Raw genomic sequence first — 19,958 nt, forward strand, 5'->3', positions numbered from 1 at the left:
GGGCGGGTGCGACGGGTCGGCGCGCGGTGTCCGTCGGCGTCGGCACCGGCCGCGATCAGGGCGTGCACGTTGATGATGCGGCCGCCCTCGCGGACCTTCTGGGTCAGCGCGTCCACCCAGATGAACGCATACGGCCCGGCGTCCAGAGGCCGATCACAGAACGCGGTGACCTGGTCGTCCACATGCCGGGCCATCGCGGACACCTGGCCGGGCTGGTCGTCGTCTTCGGGTCTACCCGTTCGCGCCGGCCGCTTCCCGGAGTACCCTGCCCGTCCCCGACGTCGTCCCCAACGCCCGGTCGAGGTCGGCCCACAGGTCCTCCACGTCCTCCAACCCCACCGAGAGCCGCAGCAGCCGGTCGCTGACTCCCGCGCCGCGGCGGTCGTCGGCGTCCACGATGCGGTGGCTGATGGACGCGGGGTGCTGGATGAGGGTGTCGACGCTGCCGAGGCTCACGGCCGGGGTGATCAGTCGGACGCCCGCGACGACGTCGTGGGGGTCGCCGGCTACCTCGAAGGCGACCATGGCGCCTCCGATGCGCGGGTAGTGGACGCGGGTGACGCGCGGGTCGGCGGCGAGCCGGCCGGCCAGCTCCGCCGCGTTCGAGGACGCGGCTCGGACCCGTACGGGCAGCGTCGACAGACCACGGAGCAGCAGATAGCCCGCGAGCGGATGCAGCACTCCGCCCGTGGCGAACCGCACCTGGCGTAGCCGCCCGGCGAACTCCTCGTCGCAGGCCACCACGCCGCCCATGACGTCTCCGTGGCCGCCCAGGTACTTGGTGGCGCTGTGCAGGACGAGACGGGCTCCCTGCTCGACGGGGCGTTGCAGCACGGGGGTGGCGAAGGTGTTGTCGGCGAGCAGCGGGACGGAACCGCAGGCGTGCGCGACGGCTCTCAGATCGAGTTCGGCCAGGGTCGGGTTGGCCGGGCTTTCGACCATCACCAGTCCGGTGTCGGGGCGCAGCGTGTCCGCGATGCCTGCCGGGTCGACCCAGGTCACCTCGGAGCCCAGCAGCCCTGCGGTGAGCAGGTGATCGCTGCATCCGTACAGCGGTCGTACGGCGACGACATGGCGCAGGCCCATCGCGTTGCGTACGAGCAGTACGGCGCTCAGCGCGGCCATCCCGGTGGCGAACGCGACCGCGCTCTCGGTGCCCTCAAGACGCGCGAGGGCGGTCTCGAAGCGGGCGACGGTCGGGTTGCCGAGGCGGCCGTAGACGGGCGGGCCCTCCGGTTCGCCGCCGTCGGCCGCGAAGGCGTCTATCCGGGCGGCCTCGCCCCGGCTGTCGTACGAGGGGTAGGTCGTGGACAGGTCGATCGGCGCGGCGTGCACCCCCTGCCGCGCGAGGTCGTCCCGCCCGGCGTGCACCGCCTCGGTGGCGAGCGCCCGGGGTGCCGGCACGCCCGGGACACCACGACCGGTGCCGTCGGGAGAATGGCCGATTCCCTGCGGGTCGGCCGGTACGTCATCTGCGTCAAAGCTGCCGGAGTCCATGCGCAGGAGTCTGAACACCGAACGGGGTCGGAGCGCCGGACCCCGTGCTACGTTCGGCATATGACGGATTCTGTCGTACTCGATCCGGTGGATCTCCATCTGCTGCGGCTGCTGCAGAACGACGCACGGATGACGTACCGCGATCTCGCCGCGCAGGTCGGTGTCGCGCCTTCGACCTGCCTGGACCGGGTGACCAGGCTGCGACGCTCGGGAGTGATTCTCGGCCATCAGCTGCGGCTGGACCCGGCGAAGCTGGGCCGGGGCCTGGAGGCACTGCTGTCCGTGCAGGTCAGACCGCATCGGCGGGAGCTGGTGGGGCCGTTCGTGGAGCGGATCCGGGCGCTGCCGGAGTCCATTACGGTCTTCCATCTGACCGGGCCCGACGACTATCTCGTCCATGTCGCGGTCGTGGACATGGCGGATCTGCAGCGGCTGGTCCTCGACGGGTTCACCTCACGGCCCGAAGTGGCGCGCGTCGAGACCCGGTTGATCTTCCAGCAGTGGGACTGGGTGTGCCCGTACTGCTTGCCGCAGCGGGCGCATTATGAGACAGCCCTTTGGCTTTGTTCACCAGAACCGGTTCTCGTGAACGAAGCCACCCGATGCGGCAGCAGGGCCCGGACCGCGCGTCGCGGTCCAGGCCCTGCCCCGTGCGGTGCCGCCCTGCGGCGGCGGTGCGTCAGCTCTGTGCGGTGTCGTCGCCCGTCTGCCCGGCGCCCTCAGCTGCGCCTGCCTTCTCGCGCATCTTGCGCACCAGCTCCGCCTTCCGGTCGGCGGCACCCTGGCGGTCGAGGTTACGGTGCGGACCGTTGTTCTGCCGTTCGGTGCGGGACAGCTTCTTGCGCTGGCCGCCGCCCATGCCCACGGGGTTGTTGATGTTCTTGCTCACGGGTTCTCCCGGAATGAAGTGAAGTGATCTACGGATTCATCGGTGGGGGATGGGCGCGGCGACGTCGAAGGATGCCGGCAGGGGCCCATCACGCTCTCACTCGTGAATCGGCGTCTGGAAGAACATGACAAAGACATTACCCGGTTCCGTCGGCCCCGCACACCAGCTTTTCGCCGCCCCGGCGGCGGCCGGGCCGTCTGTGAGCGCCCGGGGTCAGCCGTTTCCTTCCGGGAGTCTCAGCACCGCCAGCACCGCCAGCACCGCCAGCACCGCCAGCACCCGCCGGCGGTCGCCGCCCGCCCGGGGCAGGTCCAGATGGACGTTACTGACACGGCAGCTGTAGATAGGTCTGCTGATGCTCGTAGCTGCTGTTCAGCGGCTTGAGGGGGTGGCTGCGGGCACGAGGACGGCCGCCTCGATCATGACGGGGTGTGATGCAACATCAGAACGAGACGGCCGCTTCGGCGGAACGGTCTTGTCAGACGGCCTTGACGACGGTGCCGGTGCCTTCGAGCGCGGTTACTTCGTCGGCGGGTGCTGTGGTGTCGGTGACGAGGGTGTGCAGGAGTGTGGAGGGGCCGACATACGCGTAGGCGGTGTGGCCGAGCTTGCTGCCGTCGGCTGCGACGATGATGCGGCGCGTGGAGGCGATGCTGGCCTTTTTGACGGCTGCGTCATCGAGGTCGTAGGCGGTCAGGCCCTCGGCTGTGCTCAGACCGCAGCAGCCCATGACGGCAGTGTCGAAACGCAGTGCCGCCAGGGAGGCGAGGGTGAGGGGGCCGGTGAGGGCTCCCTCGGCGGCCCGAGGCTGCCCGCCGGGCACCATCAGCGTTGCCGGGCCCAAGCCCTCACCGAGTACATGGATGGCCTGCAACGACAGGGGCATCACAGTGACCGGCCGTCGGCGCAGCAGGTGGGCGATTTCCAGGCAGGTGGTGCCGCTGTCGAGGAGGACGGTCTCGCCGTCGGCGATGAGCGAGGACACCTCGGCCGCGATGCGGCGCTTGGCATCGACGGACTCGTGAGCACGTAGCGCGAAGGGTGGCTCCTCGCCCCGGAGCAGCAGAGTGCGCGCCCCGCCACGGACTCGCTCAAGGACGCCTTGTGCGGCCAGCGTGTCGAGGTCGCGCCGGATGGTCATCTCGGAGGCGCCGGTCAGTTCGGCGAGTTCCTGGACCGTGATCCTTCCCGACTCTCTGACGGCCTGCGCGATCATCCCGTGTCGGTCTGCGTTGCTCATGCCGCGATTGAACACCCCCCGAAACGAACAATCAATGTGTGCGAAGCAACAGTATTCAATCATCAAAAATGTTCGTTACGGTGCCCGTCATGAATCACTCACTTCGAGCTGCCCGAGTGGCGACCTTTGTCTACTTCATCCTTTGCGGCACTACGATGGGCACCTGGGTGGTGCACATCCCCGCCATCGAGGAGCGCGTCGGCATCAGCCACGCGACGCTCGGGGGACTCCTGGTGCTGCTGGGCGTGGGGGCCTTCATCGGCATGCAGACGGCCGGGCGTCTGACCGACCGGCTCGGAGCGCGCATCGTCGTCCCAGCCACCGGCGTGCTGTGCAGCGCTGCCCTGGCGCTGCCCGGTCTTCCCCGGGACCCGTGGACGCTGGCAGGTGCCCTCCTGGCCTTCGGGTTCTGCAACGGCTGCCTGGACGTGAGCATGAACGCCCACGCCGTACATGTAGAGAAGGCGTACGGCCGTCCCGTCATGTCGGCCTTCCACGCCACGTTCTCGGTCGGCGGTGTCCTCGCCTCGCTCGTCGGAGCGGCAACGGCGAGCGCCGGCCTGAGTCCGGCCGCAGGCATGGTCGCCATGGGAGCCCTGGGCATCGTGATCGCCCTCGCGTCGGCACGTGCCCTGCTGCCGGCCGCACCCACCGCCGCCGACACCGACCCTGTGGAGGAGGCCGAGCGGGCGCCGGCCGCCGAGCACCGCAGCACCGGCGGGCGCGTCTGGCTCCTCGCCGCCCTGGCCCTGATGGTCATGCTGTGCGAGGGCGCCGCCAACGACTGGAGCGCCCTGCACCTGAAGGACATCCTCGGCGCACCCGCGAGCACCGCCGCCTTCGCCTACGGCACCTTTGCTACGACGATGACCATCGGCCGGCTACTCGCCGACCGCCTCGCCGCTTTGTTCGGGTCCATGGCGATCCTGCGCCACGGTGCGGCCACGGCGGCCGTCGGCATCACGATCGTGGCGCTCTGCCCGTGGATGTCGGCCGCGTTCGCGGGGTGGGCGCTGTTCGGTCTGGGGCTGTCCGGCTGTGTCCCGCAACTGTTCAGCGCGGCCGGGCACGCCGACACCTCCGCCGCAGGGGCCAATGTCTCCCGCGTCGCCGGGCTCGGCTACGTCGGCATGCTCGCCGGCCCCGCCGTGATCGGCTGGCTGACCCACCTCGTCGCCCTGAACCACGCTTTCGTGCTGCTGACCCTGCTGTGTGCGGCCACCGCTGCGGCCGCCGGGATCCTGCGCACCGGATCCGACCGCACGCGCGAGACGGCAGTAAGCAGCCACTGAATGCCCCTCGGGATCCGGAGGAACCCACGACCATGTCCACCGACCGGAACATCGTGCTGTTCGACCTCTTCGGGGTCATCGCCCGCCACCAACGCCCGGGCGCCCTGGGAAAGATGGCCGCCCGCTGCCACGCACACACCGACGCCTTCACCACGGCCTACTGGGCCTGCCGCCCGCCCTACGACGCCGGCCAGCAGTCCGCGCCCGAGTACTGGACCGCCGTACTGCGACGGCTTTCCCTGTCCGTCGACGCCGGCACGATCGAGGAACTGCGCCTCACCGACATCGACAGTTGGTCACGCGTCGACGACCGGATGGTCGCCTACGCCCAGTCCCTGCGCGACGTCGCCGAGGTCGCCTTGCTGTCCAACATCCCCTCGGACCACGCGGACGCCTTCCTCGCCGCACAGCCCTGGCTGCACAATCTGAACCACGTTGCCTTCTCAGGGAAGATCAAAGTGGCGAAGCCGGCCCCCGCAGCCTTCCATCACTGCGTCGTCGCCATGCGGGCCGCCCCGGCCGACTTCCTCTTCGTCGACGACCGCGGAGAGAACGTACGCGCCGCGCGGGCCGCCGGCATGAACGGACACGTCTTCACCGACCGCGACGAGCTGGCAGCCGTCATCGACACCTGGTTGCCGACTCGACGCCCCATGGGGAAATGACACCTGACATGACCCTTCAGTTGTAGATCACGGTTGGGGTGGCATTTCGGTGATCTGGAGATAGCTGCTGGTGTCCTGTCTGAATCATGGTGTGGTGTCGGCGTATCTGATCATGGTGTGGTGTCGGCGTACGCGTGCCATCGGCGGTGGCAGAGGCGGGCGCGGTGTTGATGGCGGCGCCAGGTGGACCACCACAGCAGGTGTTCGGGGTCTCGCCGGGGCGGTGGAAGGATCAAGGCCCGTCGCGGGCGGAGGAGTTCGTGGCTGCTGAGGAGGACGAGGCCGGCTTCGGCGGAGTCGTTCCGGCCGGTCTGGGCGGTACGTTCGAGGGCGGCGGTGACGGCCAGGAAGGCGTAGGCGACCAGGGTGATCATGCTCCAGCGATGCCAGGAGTTCCAGCAGGTGACCTGGCCTTTGTCGAGGTGGCAGGTCCCTTTCGCGTCCTGGAAATCGTCTTCCACTCGCCATCTGCGGCACGCCGGTGCCTCCGTTGGCCGCATGGTGGGGGCGGAGACCGGGTTCCTGGCGGGAGACGCCACCACTCCAGGCGACTACGACCGGGCCTGCGCGGTGGATGATCTGGCCGGCGTGATCGCCGTTGGAGGCAACGGTGCGCAGGCACTGGTGCTGGCGGACGAGTGGATGACGCACCTGATCGGTGAGTTGAAGCGGGCGGAGTCCACGGTCCGCGGCTGTCAGGGCGCGATCCGGACGTTCTGCGACTACACCGCCTCGCCTCACTACCAGTGGCCGGCCGAGTGCGAAGCACGGTTCGGGACGCATCCAGTGCGTGCATCGTGGTGAGTTTGTCTGCGCCCAAGTCCTCACCCCGCTGCCGAGCGCGGTCTTTCCGGCAGGAGTCCCTCCATGTCGTCCGTCCCCTTCGGAGACCTCAACCTCAACTCCGGCCAGGCGGTGCGCGTCCTACCCCCGCTATCTGGCAGGCGCCGATGATGTCGACATCGGCACAGTACGGCCCTTCCCCTTCGATGATGGCTGGCCTTTCCAACAGTCCGAGGCGGGGACGGTGCTTGCCACCACCCCTGCCTGCGCCTGTGGACCAGCTATGTTCCCGACGCCGACAAGTCCTCCACCAGGGCTTGATCGTCATGGTCTGCGCAGGGAGCTTCCCTGGCCTCGGCCCGATGTGCGGCACGGAGGTCATCGTCGATGACGTGGAACTCCCGCAGCGGCTTGCCAAGTTGCTGGGTTCGGGCAGCCTCCACCGCGTCCTTCCGCTGTCCTGCAACCCTTTCCTTCCTGGACGCGTCCGAGTCAGCAGACCCGATTGGCCGCTGGGCGATCTGAGATGGGGGAGCAGTGTCCGATATCGAGATGCGGTTGGCTCAGGAGCGCAGGTTCGTCGAGCGCAGGATCGAGGCGCTGCGTGAGGCGATCGAGCAGGGCCGGGCGGAGCCTGGCGATGCGGGCCGCCTGGCGACGGCCATGTACGAGCTCAAGTCAATGGTGCTGAGCCCGGTCACCGACGAGGAGTTGCTCGAGACCGTGCGCTGGGCGCACGCCGCCGACCCCAGCGATCCGAAGCCGCTGGAGGTCCTGGTCGGGGCGCTCTGTGTGGCACGAGTAGGGGCGGGGGACTCCCGGTGGGACGCTGAATTGGACGCAGCTACACGAGAGTTGGAGGCGCGGGCGCCAGACGCACCCGTTCTGGACCTGGTCCGCCGGGCACGGAGCGATCTTCAGTCACTGCTGGAAGAGAACCGCCCGCGGCGCGGGGAGCGCGGTGCATGAAAGACCCCGCCGAGCGCCTGGTCGACGAACTCCTCGCCGCCTCGTCGCTCCTCCAGGCGGAGTCCCTGCTCTTCGACAACGCCGGCGTGTGCGCGTGGGACAAACTCTGGGGGGTGCTCCTGCTCCGCAGGGACCGGCTCCGTGCGACCGGGCGCCCGGCCGCCGAGCAGGCCGCCCTCCAGGTAGTGCGGCTGGTGGAGGAGAGCCGGGGCAGCTGGGAACTCCTCGCGCACCGGCGCAGGCAGCGCTCCCGGATCGACGCGGTCTTCCCGGTCGCGCCCACGAAACCGCGCATGGTCCTGGAACAGATAGTGCTGGAACACCTCGACCGCGGTGACCTCGAGGCCGCGCTCGCCAGTGCCCGGAAAACAGACGCCTTGCCCTGCACGGACCGGGACGAGCAGGCCCGCATCGCTGAGGTGCGGGTGCATCTCGCCTATGCGCTCCAACGTGTGCACCGCAACCGCGAGGCGCTGGATATCTTGGAGTCCTTCGACGCCGACCCGGAGGGCCCGGACCTGCTGCCGCACGGCGGCCCGGCCTACCTTGCCGCCGGTCATCTCCACCTCAAGCGCGGATCGTTGTACCAGAGCCTCGGGCTGCACGGCCGCGCGCGGCACGCCTTCGCGAGTGCCTGCCAACTGGCCGAGCCGATCGGCGACGATCTGCTGGAGGCACTCGCTCGGACGGGGCTGGCCGATGCCTTCTCCGCAGTGGGCAGGCACCGCGACGCAGTGCGCGAACACCGCCGGGTCATCGACCTCATCCAGACCCGGCGTCCCGATGAGGACGTGGCGCTGGCCCATGCGCTCAACCACCTCGGTGAGGCTCTGCGCATGGCCGGCGACGCAGCGGGGGCCCGCTCCTGCCACCAGCGCGCGCTGGAGCTGGCGGGTGGCCAAGACGGCTGGGCTCTTGTCGAGTCGGCGGCCCGGTTCGGGCTGAGCGACGCGGCCCTGGAGACCGGCAGCGGGGAGGAGATGGTGGAGAACCTCTTCCAGGGCTTCATCGTTACGCTCACCCCCGATCGGCAGTCGCTCGGCACCGGCCTGAGTCGGCTCGCCTCTCGGCTGACCCAAGACGTCCCGGAGACAGACCTGCTGATCTCGCTCGCTGAGATCTTTCTCGACGGCTTCGCCGGCCCGAAAGAACCCTCCTCTCCCGGGTACCGGCGCGTCTCGCTGCTCTTTGATCGCGCTCTGGCCCTCCAGCACCGTCGACAGGGGCGACGTCGGGAAGCAGCGACGCTGCTCAGCCGTCTTCGTCAGCAGACGCAGGAGGATCCGGAGCAGTTTCAGTACCACGCAGTGACGGCCGACCTGGCCGAGACGCTTGCAGCCGGTTCGCACGCAGACCGCCAACTCGCCGTCGATCTGCTGTGGCAGTCGCGTACAGCACTCCTGCGCCGCCTCGCCGCAGAGGCGGACGCGGACACCAGCGTCGCGGACCCGCAGAGCATGCGGGCGGCCGTCCAGCAGCACCGGGCCCTCCACCACCTCCTCGCAGACCTGCTGCTCGACCACGGGCGGGAGCTGCACGTGTCCAGCGCCCGATCCCCGGAAGAACTGGCCTTCGACATCCACGAGGAGGTCGTGCAGCCCGGACGCCGCACCGGGTTCGCGTCCGTTCGCGAGCGTCTGCGGAGTGAGCATTCGGCCGAGCCATGCGCGTTTTTGGCATTCTTCCCCGGAGACGACCAGACCACGGTCTTCACGTACGTCCCGGCCACCGACACGCTCCGCGTGAACCGGGTGCCCATCGGACACAAGCAGCTCACTGACGCGGTCACCGATCTGCACCGCGCCTTCGACGGCGACCCGCACACCTTCCCGCCGCTGCCACCACTGCATCCGCGCCGGCCATGGCGTCGGCCCACCCCATTCCTCGACTCGCTCACGCCCCTGATCGCGGCCTTCCTACCGCACGTGCGCGACCGGGAACTCCTGCTCGTCGCCGGGGAAGGGCCGATGCAGAGAATCCCACTGCATGCTGTCCCGATGCCGGACGGCCGACCGCTCGCCGCCGCCCACGCCGTTGTCCGGGTGCCCCACCCCCAAGCTCTGGTCGCCGGTGGCAGGCCCCGATTCACAACAGCTGGAACCCGGCCGGTGTTCTGCGCGGGCGTGGCCGCGCGGGAGGACCCCGCCCCGGAGCGTTTCGAAAACGACGCCGACCTGCTGACCGTCCCCTCCTGGTCGGTGGACCGGCTGACCGGAACGGCTGCGGACCGGCATACGGTCCTCCGGCGTCTGGCCACAGCCCAGATCGCCCACCTCACCTGCCACGGATACTTCGACCGGCGCGAGCCAATGGACTCCGGACTCCTGGTCTCCCATGACGGGAAGCTCCCGAGCAAGGCCCCCGGCCAGCTCTCGGTCCGCGCGCGTCTCGACCACCTGATCACGGTCCGAGATTTTGCCCGCTATGTACTGGACTTGGACCTCCTCACTCTGCGTGCCTGCGCTACCGGATACGACGAGTTCGCCGCTGGCGACGTCGAAGACCTGGTGGAGGCGCTGCTGGGGTCGGGCGTCGGCAGCGTAGTGGCCGCGCTGTGGAACGTCGACGAGACGAGCTCCCGATGCTTCCTCGCGGACTTCTACCAGCGTCTTGCCGCCGACCCGCACAAGCCGGTCTGGCGCGCCTTTTGGCAGGCACAACGCAACATGCTCGCGCGGCCAGACCACGACTGGCAGGCACACCCCTACCACTGGGCTGCCTCTTCCCTCTCCGGCGATTGGAGCCGACTGTGACCACTCCGCTCGAACCCCCCAAGGAGTTCGGCATGTTGACCGACCGTGCGGTGCAGCTCTCCCTCCAGGAGATCGCCGAGGACCTCGGCGGTTCCGACCCGATCCAGACGCCCCTGGATGCCTCCGAGGCCCAAGCTCTGATCGAGGCCCTGCTCCGTGCGGGTGGCCGATCGCCCGAGGCCGTGGCCGCGGCGCTGGAGGGCGTGCACGAGCATGCCGCCGCACGTCGACTCCTTGCCGAGCTGTCCCATGACGCCGAGACAGCGCAGCTCACGGCGGCCGTCCTGGCCGATCCACCCGCGGACGAGCAGATGAGCGTGGAGCATGCCGTTGCTTCCGCAGTACTGTTGGGCGCCCTGGTGTCCTGGCTTCAGACGAAGATAGACATCGAGATCAAGCGCACCGAGGGGAAGTCGGAGTTCCGCTTCAGGGTGACCAAACAGGCGACATCCGCCAGTCTGCTCCGCGATCTGGCTCGCCTGGTCTCCCGCATCCTCAGTGGCCCTCCAGAGTGACGTCGCCGGGCCCTGGCCGGCCCGCTTCGGGTCTCCAGACCCGGGGACCGGACCGCCCTTAAGCTCCCTTCCCGGTGCTGTCCCCCGTGGGCGTCAGGCGTTCAGGCAGCCGCGCAACGCCTCGATCAGGCGATTGGCGCGGGCATCGCCATGGCCGATCATGCGGTGGGCGACATACGCGAAGCCGACGCCGAACTCGTCGTCGCCGAAGCCGAACTGACCGCCCGCGCCGTCATTGCCGAAGCTGCGCACTTTCGTGTCGGTAGGTGTGTGCGGTGAGCAGGTGGCGGCGGGGACAGAAATGAGGTGAGATGCCGGAGAAGGTGGACAGGAACCTCTGGGCGTGTCCGGCCGAGGTGAAGCGTTTCATCGCTCTCTCGCGTTGTCTCGTCGGCTGGTGTGAGTTCTCGCACCGGTCGTTCAAGTACGTCGAACAGCGGCGCTCGACGGAGGGCATCGCCTCGCGGTGGGCGGCGCCGTAGGAGCGCAGCTTGTCGGTCACGAGGATGTCCAGGACGCTGCCATCCTGGTCCACGGCGCGCCACAGGTAATGGATCGTCCCTTTGATCTTGAGGAAGACCTCGTCCATGTGCCATTTATCGCCCAGCCGCGGACGGCGCCGGTACAGCCCGTTGGGGTACGTCTGCCCGCACTTCGCGCACCACTGCCGCACCGTCTCGTAGGTGACCGTGATGCCACGCTCGAAGAACAGCTCCTCGACCTCGCGGAAGGAGAGCGGGAAGCGGAAAAACAGCCGGACCGCGTGCGCGATGATCTCCTCCGAGTAGCGGACCCCCCGGTACGACGGCGGCGCGTCCACGAGCAGACCGTCCCCGAAACCATCAACAAAGCGATCGTCTCACAGAGGGTTCGCGCTCAAGTTGACGGTGCCGTTGGCGGAACTCCGGGCGCAGGACCACGCAGTCGACCGAGCCATCTGACTTGACGACCTTGCGCTTCTTGAAAGCCGAGGTGTCGTTCTCGCGGTAGATCTTGGCGAACGGGCCCCAGCGCAGGCGGGCGCGTGAGTCCTCGGCGTCCTCGAGCTGGCGGTCGACGCCGGCTTCCATGCCGAAGCGGTCGGAGGAGATACGTAGATACGCGCCGGGCGTTTGGGTGCGTATGGGCCAGGTGGTCGTAGAGGCTGAGGGTGACCTGTCCACCGCGGGCGTGCGCGGGGACGTCGAAGTCCTCCCGGACGGTGGCAGCTGCGGTTGTCACGGTGTTCGGCCCTTGGTGCTCGGTGGCTCCGATACCGGGCACTTTCCGTCGAACTCGGGGTTTGGTGGTGTCGTGGATCCGCCATAGGATCCGCGACCGTCCGTGTGGATGCTGATCAGCATCCACATTGACTTTGATCCCGCTGAGATGTCCCGCAATGACTTCTACAAGCTGCTGACCTCGACGGTGGTGCCGCGGCCGATCGCCTGGGTGTCCACGGTCTCGACGGACGGGGTTCAGAACCTCGCCCCTGCGAAGTTCTGAGGAGAGTGGTATCGGGCGTCGGGACGTTGGCGCAGGGGCTTGTGCGGATCTCGAATGGCTTGGGGCGCCTGCCTGGAGGGCACGGATGATGGCGCTGGGACGAGGGAGTCGAGCCGGGGGAGCCAGGCAGGCGTGCAGCGCCCGTGGCCTTCCCTGAGCCGGATCCTGCTACGTCCTACGGGGCAGGCGCTGGATGGCCCGGCACGGCACCTGCTGAACGAGGACCGGGATCAGGGCGACGACCGGAACCCGGGCGGGGGCGACGTCACTTCAGCGCTGTATTTGCCGCCACCGTCAGGATCGACCGTAGCTGCGCAATGATGGTCAGCCGGTTCTGCACGAACTGCGGATCCGTGATCTTTCCGGTCGCCGGATCGGTGTTGCCGGCGCCGAACTGGAGCACCGGTGTGTGCACGTGCCCGCCTGGCAGGGCGTCGTGCAGGCCCAGCCGGTCGCGCAGCAGCGTCGCGCGGTAGGCGATCTCATTGGAGAGGTAGTTGCCGCCGCCGCCCTCACGGGCAGTGGAGCCCGGGGTGGGGCCGTCGGGGCGTACGACGGGTTCGGTGCTCCCTGTGGGGATCTCGGTGACCTCGGTGTGGTCGTAGGCCGGGAACCGGCCGGTGTGCGCGGTCACGATCGCCTTGTAGGGGAGGGTGGTCGTCGTCCACTGCGGTTGTGTGGCCGGGGCGGCGACCGGGACGGTCCCGGTGCTGCTGATGTTGTCGTTGTCGGGGTAGCCGCCGCGTCAGGCCCCGTTCGTCCGCTCGATGTCGAAGCGGCCCATCCGGCCCTGGCTCACCGTCGTGTACAGGTCGACCTTCGGCAGGTACGGCGCCAGCGTCCGCTCCACCGTCCCCGCCGCGAAGTCCTGCCAGCGCACCGGGAACGTGACGGCCTCGATGCGGGCCGGACAGGAGTCGGTCTGGATCACCCTCCCGTCGAGAGCGAGCGCGACGGCTCCGGACGGGTTGGAGATCCTGAGGTCCCGGTCCAGTGTGAACGGGTCGAAGCCGGTGACGAGAATGCGCCTGATGCCCGTGGCGCGCGACGGGTAGCGGATGTCGGTCTGGCCGCGCGAGGTCCGCTCCAACTGGCCCAGCAGAGCCGAGCGTTGCGCGTCACTGAGCCCGAAGCCCGGCTCCCACGTGCGCACGTCCCGCGTCATCCCGAGCCGCGCCCAGTACAGCGGCCGGTCGTCGTCCCGGCTGAGGCCGCCGCCCGCGGGGCCCCGCCCCTGCGCCCGGTCGACGGCGCGCCGCCACAGCGCCGTACCGTCTCGTACGACGATGCCGCGGGCCTGCTCAAAGGAGCGCGAACGGGTCAGTTCGCGGGCGAAGTCCGGGGCCACGGAGTCGAATCCGGAGCGCCGCAGTATCTCCTGCGGTGCCGCCTTGTCGAGGCGCTGCTCCTCGACGGTCGGGGTCGGGGCGCCCTGAGCGGCCCGGGCCGCCGCCGTGGTCGCGGGGGCCGCCAGCCCCGCCAGCAGAGCCATACCGAGTACGCCGATCCGAACACGTAGGGAATTCAAGGGACTTGGGGTCCTTCCGTCGCTGTGGGGGCGCGCGTACTGCCGGACCGCTGCAGTATCGCGTGACGGAAGTGGTCTACGCCATGGGGTGTAGCTCAGGGGCCTGGCGCCGCTCAAGGATGGCGGCTGGTCGTGAGGTAGCTGGCTACGTAGCCGTGGAGGGCGGGTGCTTGGCTGGAGTGAGGTGCCGGTATCCCAGGGCCGCGCCGGGGCAGCCGGTACTTTCACACGCGCAGGGGGGGACGGCGATGCTCTCCCATTCGCTGGAGGCGTGGTCCCAGCAGGTTCTTCGTCTGCTGGTGGTACAGCCGTGCCGTGGTCGCTGACCTGCTGAAACAGCGGTCCCGCGGGTGGTTGACGATGTGCTGGTCCGCGAATGGTCCGGATCTTGGTCCTGGGCGGACGAGTGTCACCGTGAGCTGTTGGGCTGCCAAGAACGTGACGGCGCAGCGGAGCACGCCGCACCGCACTGGCTTCAGGGCTGTCCTGCTACCGCAGTCACGACCTGTGCGAGACGGCTCCGGTCCGTGAGCCGGGGCCGCCGGGCATGGCCGACAGGCCCCTCATGGAGCCTTGTCCCGGTGGCCGGGCGGTCAGCCTCGTGACGCGGAAAACCGCCGAGCCACCGCGCGGTCAGGCCGGTCTGCCGTGTTCCTCCGCTGGAAAGCTCACCACGAATGCCGTTCGCCCAGGCCGGCTTGCCAGGGTGACCGTGCCGCCGTGCGCGGTGACGACGGCCTGCACAATGGCGAGCCCCAGTCCGGTGCTCCCGGCGGCGCGCGAGCGGCTGTGGTCCGCGCGTACGAAGCGGCCGAAGATCTCGGGTTGGATTTCGCCCGGGACTCCCGGGCCGTTGTCCGCGACGGTCAGCTGTGTGCCGCGCTCATCGGCCGTCAGCTGCACGCTGACCGTGGTTCCCGCGGGCGTATGCGTACGAGCGTTGGCCAGCAGATTTCCGATCACCTGGTGCAGCCGGTGCTTGTCCCCGGTAATGGTCACTGCCGTCTCGGGAAGATCGAGCAGCCATCGGTGGTCAGGGCCGGCCGCGCGGGCATCGTCCGTCGCATCGAGTACCAGGCGGGTCAGATCCACCGGTGTGTGATCCAGGGCGCGGCCCGCGTCGAGACGGGCGAGCAGGAGGAGGTCGTCCACCAGGCGGCTCATCCGCTCCGACTCTGACTGGATGCGGTCCAGCGCGCGACGGACATCGCTGGGCACGGGCCCATCGTGCCGCAGGGCCAGTTCGGCGTGGCCTCGGATGTTCGCCACTGGCGTGCGCAGCTCGTGACTGGCGTCGGCGGCGAAGTACCGCAGACGCTCCTCACTCGCCTGACGGCGCTCCAGGGCGTTGCCGACATGGCCGAGCATATGGTTCAGGGCGGTGCCCAGCTGCCCGGCCTCGGTGCGCGGGTCCGCCACCGGGACGGGTGCGGGCATGGCCACCTGACCACTGGCCAGTGGCAGCTCGGCCACTCCTGCGGCCGTGGCGGTAACTCGCCGCAGGGGGCGCAGGGACAGCCGTACCCATATCGCTCCTACGACGCCGGTGACCACCAGGGCCCCGCCGAAGACCGCCGTCTCCACTGCCTCCAGCCGGTGCACGGTCTCCTCCACCGGGTGCAGCGGCAGGCCCGTGACAAGGACATCGCCGTCGTCTCCCGGTACGGCGTTGACGCGGTAGCGCCCCAGTGCGGACAGCCGGATGTCGTGGCCGGTGCCGTCGGGGGGCAGGCCGGCCAGCGCCCGGCGGTCGGCGCCGGTGAGCGGTACCCGCTTGTCGGCCGCCGCACGGACAACGGCGGCCTGCGTCGGTGTGCCGCGCAGCAACCGTGCGCCGAATGTGCCCTCCGACTGGCCGCGGGTGTCGGGGCGATTGTCGACGTCCGGCCTCGTCTCGTGCTCCAAGCTTGCCGCGAAACGGCCGGCGGACGCGGTGAGCTGCTGGTCCAGGCGACGCACGAGAAAGCCTTCGAGTGCGAAGACCGTGCTCACCCCCACTGCCACACACGCCAGGGCGAGGAGGGCGACCAGGCCCGCGGTGAGCTGGCCGCGCAATGTGCGCGGAAGGGTCCGGGTCATGCTGTGTCCGGCTTGAGGACGTAGCCGACGCCCCGGACCGTGTGGATCATGGGTGCCCGGCCGGCGTCGATCTTCTTGCGCAGATAACTGATGTAGAGCTCGACGACATGCGACCGTCCGCCGAAGTCGTAGGACCAGACCCGGTCGAGGATCTGTGTCTTGGACAGCACCCGCCGCGGATTGCGCATCAGAAATCTCAGCAGCTCGAATTCGGTACGGGACAGCTCGACAAGCTCGCCGGCCCGGACGACCTCCCTCGCCTCCTCGTCCATCACCAGGTCGCCGACAACGAGGTGGTCGCCTTCCGACTCCCGTGCCATGCCGGCCCGGCGCAGCAGACCGCGCAGCCGCGCCAGCACCTCTTCCAGGCTGAACGGCTTGGTTACATAGTCGTCGCCGCCCGCGGTGATCCCCGCGACCCGGTCTTCGACCGCGTCACGTGCGGTCAGGAAGAGGACACACACGGTGTCCAGCTCCTGGCGCAACAGGTGCAGCACCCGTAGCCCGTCGATGTCGGGGAGCATCCAGTCCAGGACGACGGCGTGCGGGCGGAAGACCCGGGCCACGGAGAGGGCGGTGGCGCCGTCAGCTGCGGTACGGACCGACCAGCCCTCGCCGATCAGGGCACCGGAGAGCACCTCGGTGAGGTCCGGCTCGTCGTCGACCACGAGGACGCGGACCGGAGAGCCGTCGTCGCTGTGCAGGTGGGCTGTGGTGCGGTGGTTGTCCATGGTCTCTCCAGGATCCCCCCTGCTCCGGCATACGGAGACACGGTCCTGCTCTGAGTTTCCTGTGAATCCGCCGTGCATCGCCTCATGGCGCCATCGCTCAGAGGATCTTCAGAGGTTTCGCTGCGACGGTGGCCCCCACCTCGGAAAGGGAGCCGTATGAGCAGCATGCCCCACCCCCGCCGCGGTGCTGTCCGCAGCCGGTTCCGGCGCCGTTCGCCATCCCTCGTCCCGCTCCTGGTACAGGGTGTGATCTGGGCGGGCGCCGCCGGCGTTCTCGGCCTGTGGTGGACCGGTACCACGTCCGTGGTGGGCCCGCCGGACTGGCTGACCGGCGCCGGCCGCATCACCGGACTGCTCGCCGGCTACGGCTGCGCGGTACTGGTCGCCCTCATGGCCCGGATTCCACTGCTGGACCACCGGCTCGGCACGGACCGTCTGGCTCGCTGGCACGCGATGGGTGGCCGGTACACCCTCTCCCTCGTCCTCGCCCACACCCTGCTGATCGTCTGGGGGTACTCCCTCGCCTCGCACAGCGGCGTCATACGTGAGACAACCACCCTCGTCCTCGACTACCCCGACATGTTCAAGGCCACCGCGGCGTTCCTGCTGCTGAGCGGCACCGCAATCGTCTCGGCGCGGGCCGCCCGCCGCAGAATGAGCTACGAAACCTGGCACTACCTCCACTTCGCCACCTATCTGGCCGTCTTCCTCGCCTTCGGCCACCAGCTCTCCAACGGCGCCGACTTCGTGGGCCACCGGCCCGCCCAACTGGCCTGGTACACCCTCTACCTCACGGTGGCCGCACTCATCGCCTGGTACCGCTTTCTGCTTCCCGTGCGACGGTCACTGCGCCACCGGCTCCGTGTCACCGACATCTGCCAGGAGGCACCGGGCGTGGTCTCGGTGCATCTCACCGGCAGGTACCTGACCGAACTGGGCGCACAATCAGGCCAGTTCTTCCGCTGGCGCTTCCAAGCGCCGGGCCTGTGGTGGACCGCCAGCCCGTACTCCCTCTCCGCGCCGCCGCTCCCTCACCGCCTCCGGATCACGGTGAAGGCGGCAGGCGGGCACAGCGCGGCCCTGGCCCGGCTGCGTCCCGGCACCCGGGTATGGGTCGAAGGCCCGTACGGCGGATTCACCGCAGCGCGCAGCAGCGCCGACAAGGTGCTGTTGCTCGCCGGCGGCGTCGGCATCACGCCGCTGCGCGCCCTGTTCGAGACCCTCCCCGGCGAGATCAAGGTCACCCTCATCTACCGGGTACGACGGCCGGAGGATCTCGCACTGCGCGCCGAGCTCGATGCCATCGCCGCCGTCCGCGGTGCGGCCGTGCACTACTTCGTCAGCGAACCGGCCGAGTATTCCTGCCCGTTGACGGCCCGCGCGCTGAAGGGCCTGATACCGGACCTGGCCGCGCACGAGGTGTACCTGTGCGGCCCGCCCGGGATGACCGAAGCCGCCCGACGTGCCCTGAGGGGAGCCGGCGTGCCCCGCCGCTCCGTCCACCACGAGTCGTTCGAGTTCTGAGGAGCCGCCGCGTGCGCCGAGCCGTTCTCACCACCGTGTCCACCAGCACCCTGATCCTCCTGCTGCTCACCCTGAAGCCGCACCACAGCGCCGGCCCGGCGGATGGAACGGCGCGCTCCGGCGTTGCCCCGGCAGCCACATCCGCCGGCACCCCGCGCCGCGGCTCCGGTCCCGCCAACGGCACATACACCGGAGCGCCGATCGACACGCGGTACGGCACCGTGCAAGTCGAGGCCATTGTCAGGGCCGGCCGACTGACGGCCGTCAAGGTGCTCCGGTCACCGTCCGAGAACGGCCATGACCGGGAGATCGCTTCCTACGCCCTGCCGCGTCTGACGCAAGAGGCCCTGAATGTCCAAAGCGCCCACATCGACGCGGTGTCCGGTGCCAGCTATACGAGTGCCGGCTATGTCCGGTCCCTTCAGAGCGCACTGGACAGAGCCGGTGTCTGAGCGCGGGCGCGGTCTGCGTCATGTCGAGCATGCGATGGGCACGGTGTTCTCCTTCGACATCCGCGACACACCCACCGCAGCCATCGAATCCGCCCTGCGCGATGCTGTCGCCTGGCTCCACCACGTCGACAGGGTCTTCTCGACCTTCCGTCCCGACAGCGTCATCAGCCGACTGGCACGAGGTGAAACAGGATGTGACGACTGCTCGTCGGAGGTACGCGAAGTCCTCGACCTCTGTACGCACGCCGGCCGTGCCACCGGCGGCTGGTTCAGCCACAAACCGGACGGCACCCTCGACCCCTCCGGCCTGGTCAAGGGATGGGCCGTCGAACGTGCCTGGCAGATCCTGCGCCAGGCGGGAGCGCACAACATCTGCGTGAACGGTGGTGGCGACCTCCAGCTCAGCGGGGAGTCCGCCCCGGGCGTTCCCTGGTCCATCGGCATCGCCCACCCCCAGCGCCCCGGCGAGCTGTGCACCATCGTTACCGGTCACGACCTCGCAATCGCCACCTCGGGCACCGCCGAACGCGGAACCCACATCCTCGACCCGTACACCGGCGCACCCGCCGACGGACCCGCTTCCATCACGGTGGTCGGCCACCGTCTGACCATGACCGATGCCTATGCGACAGCAGCCTTCGCCATGGGCGGGAGGGTAAGAAACTGGCTGGAACACCTCGACGGCTACGAGGGCTTCGCCGTCCTGCGAGATGGCCGGTCATGGCGAACACGGGGATTCCCGAGCACGGAGAGCCGCCGAGCCGGGTAGCCAGGTGGCTGACGCGTTCGCGCGAGTACCCGGCCCGGCGCTTGGAGGGCGCCGTGGCCCCGCCCGGACGCGCGCGTAGGTGACCCGGTACAGCCGGCTTTGGCGAGAGCAGTTCACTCGCGACGTGATGCACGTCACTGGTGATGGCATCACGGTGAGACCAGCAACTTCAGGTGGGCCGTACCTCACTGACCGGCAGGGGAGCGGTGTGCGAGGTCCTCCTGGATGCGGGCGATGACCGGTTCGACGGCGGCCGAGACGTGCGGCGACAGCCCAGTGCCATGGCTGGTGTCGGCGACCTCGACGGCGTAGACGAGCAGTGCTCCGGGGAGCCGGCCCAGCGTGCGGGCGAGTTGCACGGCGTCGCCGAGCGTGAAGCCGTGTGAGCTGGTCTCGCGGTGGGGCGTTCGCCACCGATCGTCATGGAGCTGGAGTCGGTGGATGCGGCCGGGCCGTGCGGGACGGACGCGGGCGGCATCCACCAGGATGGCCAGGTCGGCGCCTTCCCAGGCGTTGATGAGGCGGGTGGGTTCACCGTCGGTGAGGGTGAGCCTGGTGCCGTGGGGGAGGGGCCGCTGCACTTCCCGCTGCGCGAGGCCGGCCACGATGGCCCAGCCCACGCCGTCGTCGCGCCGGTAGTCATTGCCGACACCAATCACAGCGATCCGCGGGGTGGCCGGTGAAACGTCCATGACGCACTGTCTTCCCTTTCCACGCGCACGACGTCCTTCCCGCGGCGCGGTCCGCCACTTCGGACCCGTCCGGGGTATGGGCACGGCCGTATGGG

The 19,958-nt window shown here is 69.3% G+C and carries 18 protein-coding genes and 5 pseudogenes; 11 read left to right on the plus strand and 12 right to left on the minus strand.

Features of this window, described 5'->3' with window-relative positions; genetic code table 11:
- Positions 1-23: 23 nt before the first annotated feature.
- Together ADL29_RS40855 and ADL29_RS12330 are read right to left on the minus strand one after the other, a co-directional pair.
- Positions 24-206, minus strand: a pseudogene (locus tag ADL29_RS40855) (transposase); the annotation flags it as partial.
- 25 nt (positions 207-231) lie between these two features.
- On the minus strand, positions 232-1,497 hold the full coding sequence (locus tag ADL29_RS12330) for a trans-sulfuration enzyme family protein (protein WP_425424230.1): 1,266 nt from the start codon (positions 1,495-1,497) through the stop codon (positions 232-234).
- 60 nt (positions 1,498-1,557) lie between these two features.
- On the opposite strand from ADL29_RS12330, the pseudogene ADL29_RS40860 reads away from it, so the two are divergent.
- A pseudogene (locus tag ADL29_RS40860) lies at positions 1,558-2,028 on the plus strand (Lrp/AsnC family transcriptional regulator); the annotation flags it as partial.
- 148 nt (positions 2,029-2,176) lie between these two features.
- Here the strand turns inward: ADL29_RS40860 and ADL29_RS12335 are convergent.
- Both ADL29_RS12335 and ADL29_RS12340 read right to left on the minus strand, forming a co-directional pair.
- Positions 2,177-2,386, minus strand: a complete 210-nt coding sequence (locus tag ADL29_RS12335) for a DUF6243 family protein (protein ID WP_053923710.1) — start codon at positions 2,384-2,386, stop codon at positions 2,177-2,179.
- Between the two features lie 478 nt (positions 2,387-2,864).
- A complete protein-coding gene (locus tag ADL29_RS12340; protein ID WP_053923802.1) occupies positions 2,865-3,626 on the minus strand; it encodes a DeoR/GlpR family DNA-binding transcription regulator in 762 nt (253 codons plus the stop codon).
- A gap of 89 nt (positions 3,627-3,715) precedes the next feature.
- On the opposite strand from ADL29_RS12340, the gene ADL29_RS12345 reads away from it, so the two are divergent.
- Positions 3,716-4,918: an MFS transporter gene (locus ADL29_RS12345; protein WP_245689346.1), complete on the plus strand. Its 1,203-nt coding sequence runs from the start codon at positions 3,716-3,718 to the stop codon at positions 4,916-4,918.
- A gap of 32 nt (positions 4,919-4,950) precedes the next feature.
- The gene (locus ADL29_RS12350; protein ID WP_053923712.1) at positions 4,951-5,583 is read left to right on the plus strand and encodes an HAD-IA family hydrolase; all 633 of its coding nucleotides are present in this window, start codon (positions 4,951-4,953) and stop codon (positions 5,581-5,583) included.
- Positions 5,584-5,693: 110 nt separating this feature from the next.
- Here the strand turns inward: ADL29_RS12350 and ADL29_RS12355 are convergent, their stop codons facing one another.
- Positions 5,694-6,044, minus strand: a complete 351-nt coding sequence (locus ADL29_RS12355) for a hypothetical protein (protein WP_211274301.1) — start codon at positions 6,042-6,044, stop codon at positions 5,694-5,696.
- Positions 6,045-6,081: 37 nt separating this feature from the next.
- Here ADL29_RS12355 and ADL29_RS46255 point away from each other — a divergent pair, with 37 nt between their 5' ends.
- From ADL29_RS46255 to ADL29_RS12375, 4 genes are all read left to right on the plus strand, one after another.
- The gene (locus tag ADL29_RS46255) at positions 6,082-6,387 is read left to right on the plus strand and encodes an Imm21 family immunity protein (protein ID WP_063788452.1); all 306 of its coding nucleotides are present in this window, start codon (positions 6,082-6,084) and stop codon (positions 6,385-6,387) included.
- 516 nt (positions 6,388-6,903) lie between these two features.
- The gene (locus ADL29_RS12365; protein WP_053923715.1) at positions 6,904-7,335 is read left to right on the plus strand and encodes a hypothetical protein; all 432 of its coding nucleotides are present in this window, start codon (positions 6,904-6,906) and stop codon (positions 7,333-7,335) included.
- Entirely contained in the window at positions 7,332-10,088 is a 2,757-nt protein-coding gene (locus ADL29_RS12370) for a CHAT domain-containing protein (protein ID WP_053923716.1), read from the plus strand. Before ADL29_RS12365 ends, ADL29_RS12370 begins: the two co-directional genes overlap by 4 nt.
- 32 nt (positions 10,089-10,120) lie before the next feature.
- Positions 10,121-10,603: a hypothetical protein gene (locus ADL29_RS12375; protein WP_053923717.1), complete on the plus strand. Its 483-nt coding sequence runs from the start codon at positions 10,121-10,123 to the stop codon at positions 10,601-10,603.
- Between the two features lie 93 nt (positions 10,604-10,696).
- Here ADL29_RS12375 and ADL29_RS40865 read toward each other — a convergent pair.
- The 3 genes and pseudogenes from ADL29_RS40865 to ADL29_RS12385 form a co-directional block, all read right to left on the minus strand.
- Positions 10,697-10,852, minus strand: a pseudogene (locus ADL29_RS40865) (carboxylesterase); the annotation flags it as partial.
- A complete protein-coding gene (locus ADL29_RS12380) occupies positions 10,836-11,429 on the minus strand; it encodes a DDE-type integrase/transposase/recombinase (protein WP_169795223.1) in 594 nt (197 codons plus the stop codon). The gene ADL29_RS12380 and the pseudogene ADL29_RS40865, both read right to left, overlap by 17 nt.
- A gap of 16 nt (positions 11,430-11,445) precedes the next feature.
- On the minus strand, positions 11,446-11,673 hold the full coding sequence (locus ADL29_RS12385) for a hypothetical protein (RefSeq protein ID WP_053923719.1): 228 nt from the start codon (positions 11,671-11,673) through the stop codon (positions 11,446-11,448).
- A gap of 298 nt (positions 11,674-11,971) precedes the next feature.
- Here ADL29_RS12385 and ADL29_RS40870 point away from each other — a divergent pair.
- Positions 11,972-12,085: pseudogene (locus tag ADL29_RS40870) on the plus strand (flavin reductase family protein); the annotation flags it as partial.
- 268 nt (positions 12,086-12,353) lie between these two features.
- Here the strand turns inward: ADL29_RS40870 and ADL29_RS12390 are convergent.
- The 3 genes and pseudogenes from ADL29_RS12390 to ADL29_RS12400 form a co-directional block, all read right to left on the minus strand.
- Positions 12,354-13,616, minus strand: a pseudogene (locus ADL29_RS12390) (pyroglutamyl-peptidase I).
- Between the two features lie 633 nt (positions 13,617-14,249).
- On the minus strand, positions 14,250-15,695 hold the full coding sequence (locus tag ADL29_RS12395) for a sensor histidine kinase (protein ID WP_053923720.1): 1,446 nt from the start codon (positions 15,693-15,695) through the stop codon (positions 14,250-14,252).
- A complete protein-coding gene (locus ADL29_RS12400; RefSeq protein ID WP_053923721.1) occupies positions 15,692-16,426 on the minus strand; it encodes a response regulator transcription factor in 735 nt (244 codons plus the stop codon). Before ADL29_RS12400 ends, ADL29_RS12395 begins: the two co-directional genes overlap by 4 nt.
- Positions 16,427-16,591: 165 nt before the next feature.
- Between ADL29_RS12400 and ADL29_RS12405 the strand changes: the two genes are divergently transcribed.
- Genes ADL29_RS12405 through ADL29_RS12415 form a run of 3 tightly spaced genes read left to right on the plus strand, consistent with a single transcriptional unit; the run spans position 16,592 to position 19,171 of the window.
- Positions 16,592-17,950, plus strand: a complete 1,359-nt coding sequence (locus ADL29_RS12405; RefSeq protein ID WP_245689359.1) for a ferredoxin reductase family protein — start codon at positions 16,592-16,594, stop codon at positions 17,948-17,950.
- Positions 17,951-17,961: 11 nt separating this feature from the next.
- Positions 17,962-18,402 (plus strand): FMN-binding protein, encoded by a 441-nt coding sequence (locus ADL29_RS12410; RefSeq protein WP_053923723.1) that lies wholly within the window; start codon positions 17,962-17,964, stop codon positions 18,400-18,402.
- Between the two features lie 34 nt (positions 18,403-18,436).
- A complete protein-coding gene (locus ADL29_RS12415; RefSeq protein WP_211274309.1) occupies positions 18,437-19,171 on the plus strand; it encodes an FAD:protein FMN transferase in 735 nt (244 codons plus the stop codon).
- A 185-nt stretch (positions 19,172-19,356) separates the two neighbouring features.
- Here the strand turns inward: ADL29_RS12415 and ADL29_RS12420 are convergent, their stop codons facing one another.
- Positions 19,357-19,863, minus strand: a complete 507-nt coding sequence (locus tag ADL29_RS12420; protein ID WP_053923725.1) for a hydrogenase maturation protease — start codon at positions 19,861-19,863, stop codon at positions 19,357-19,359.
- Positions 19,864-19,958 lie beyond the last annotated feature (95 nt).

Source organism: Streptomyces chattanoogensis (assembly GCF_001294335.1).
GTDB lineage: Bacteria > Actinomycetota > Actinomycetes > Streptomycetales > Streptomycetaceae > Streptomyces > Streptomyces chattanoogensis.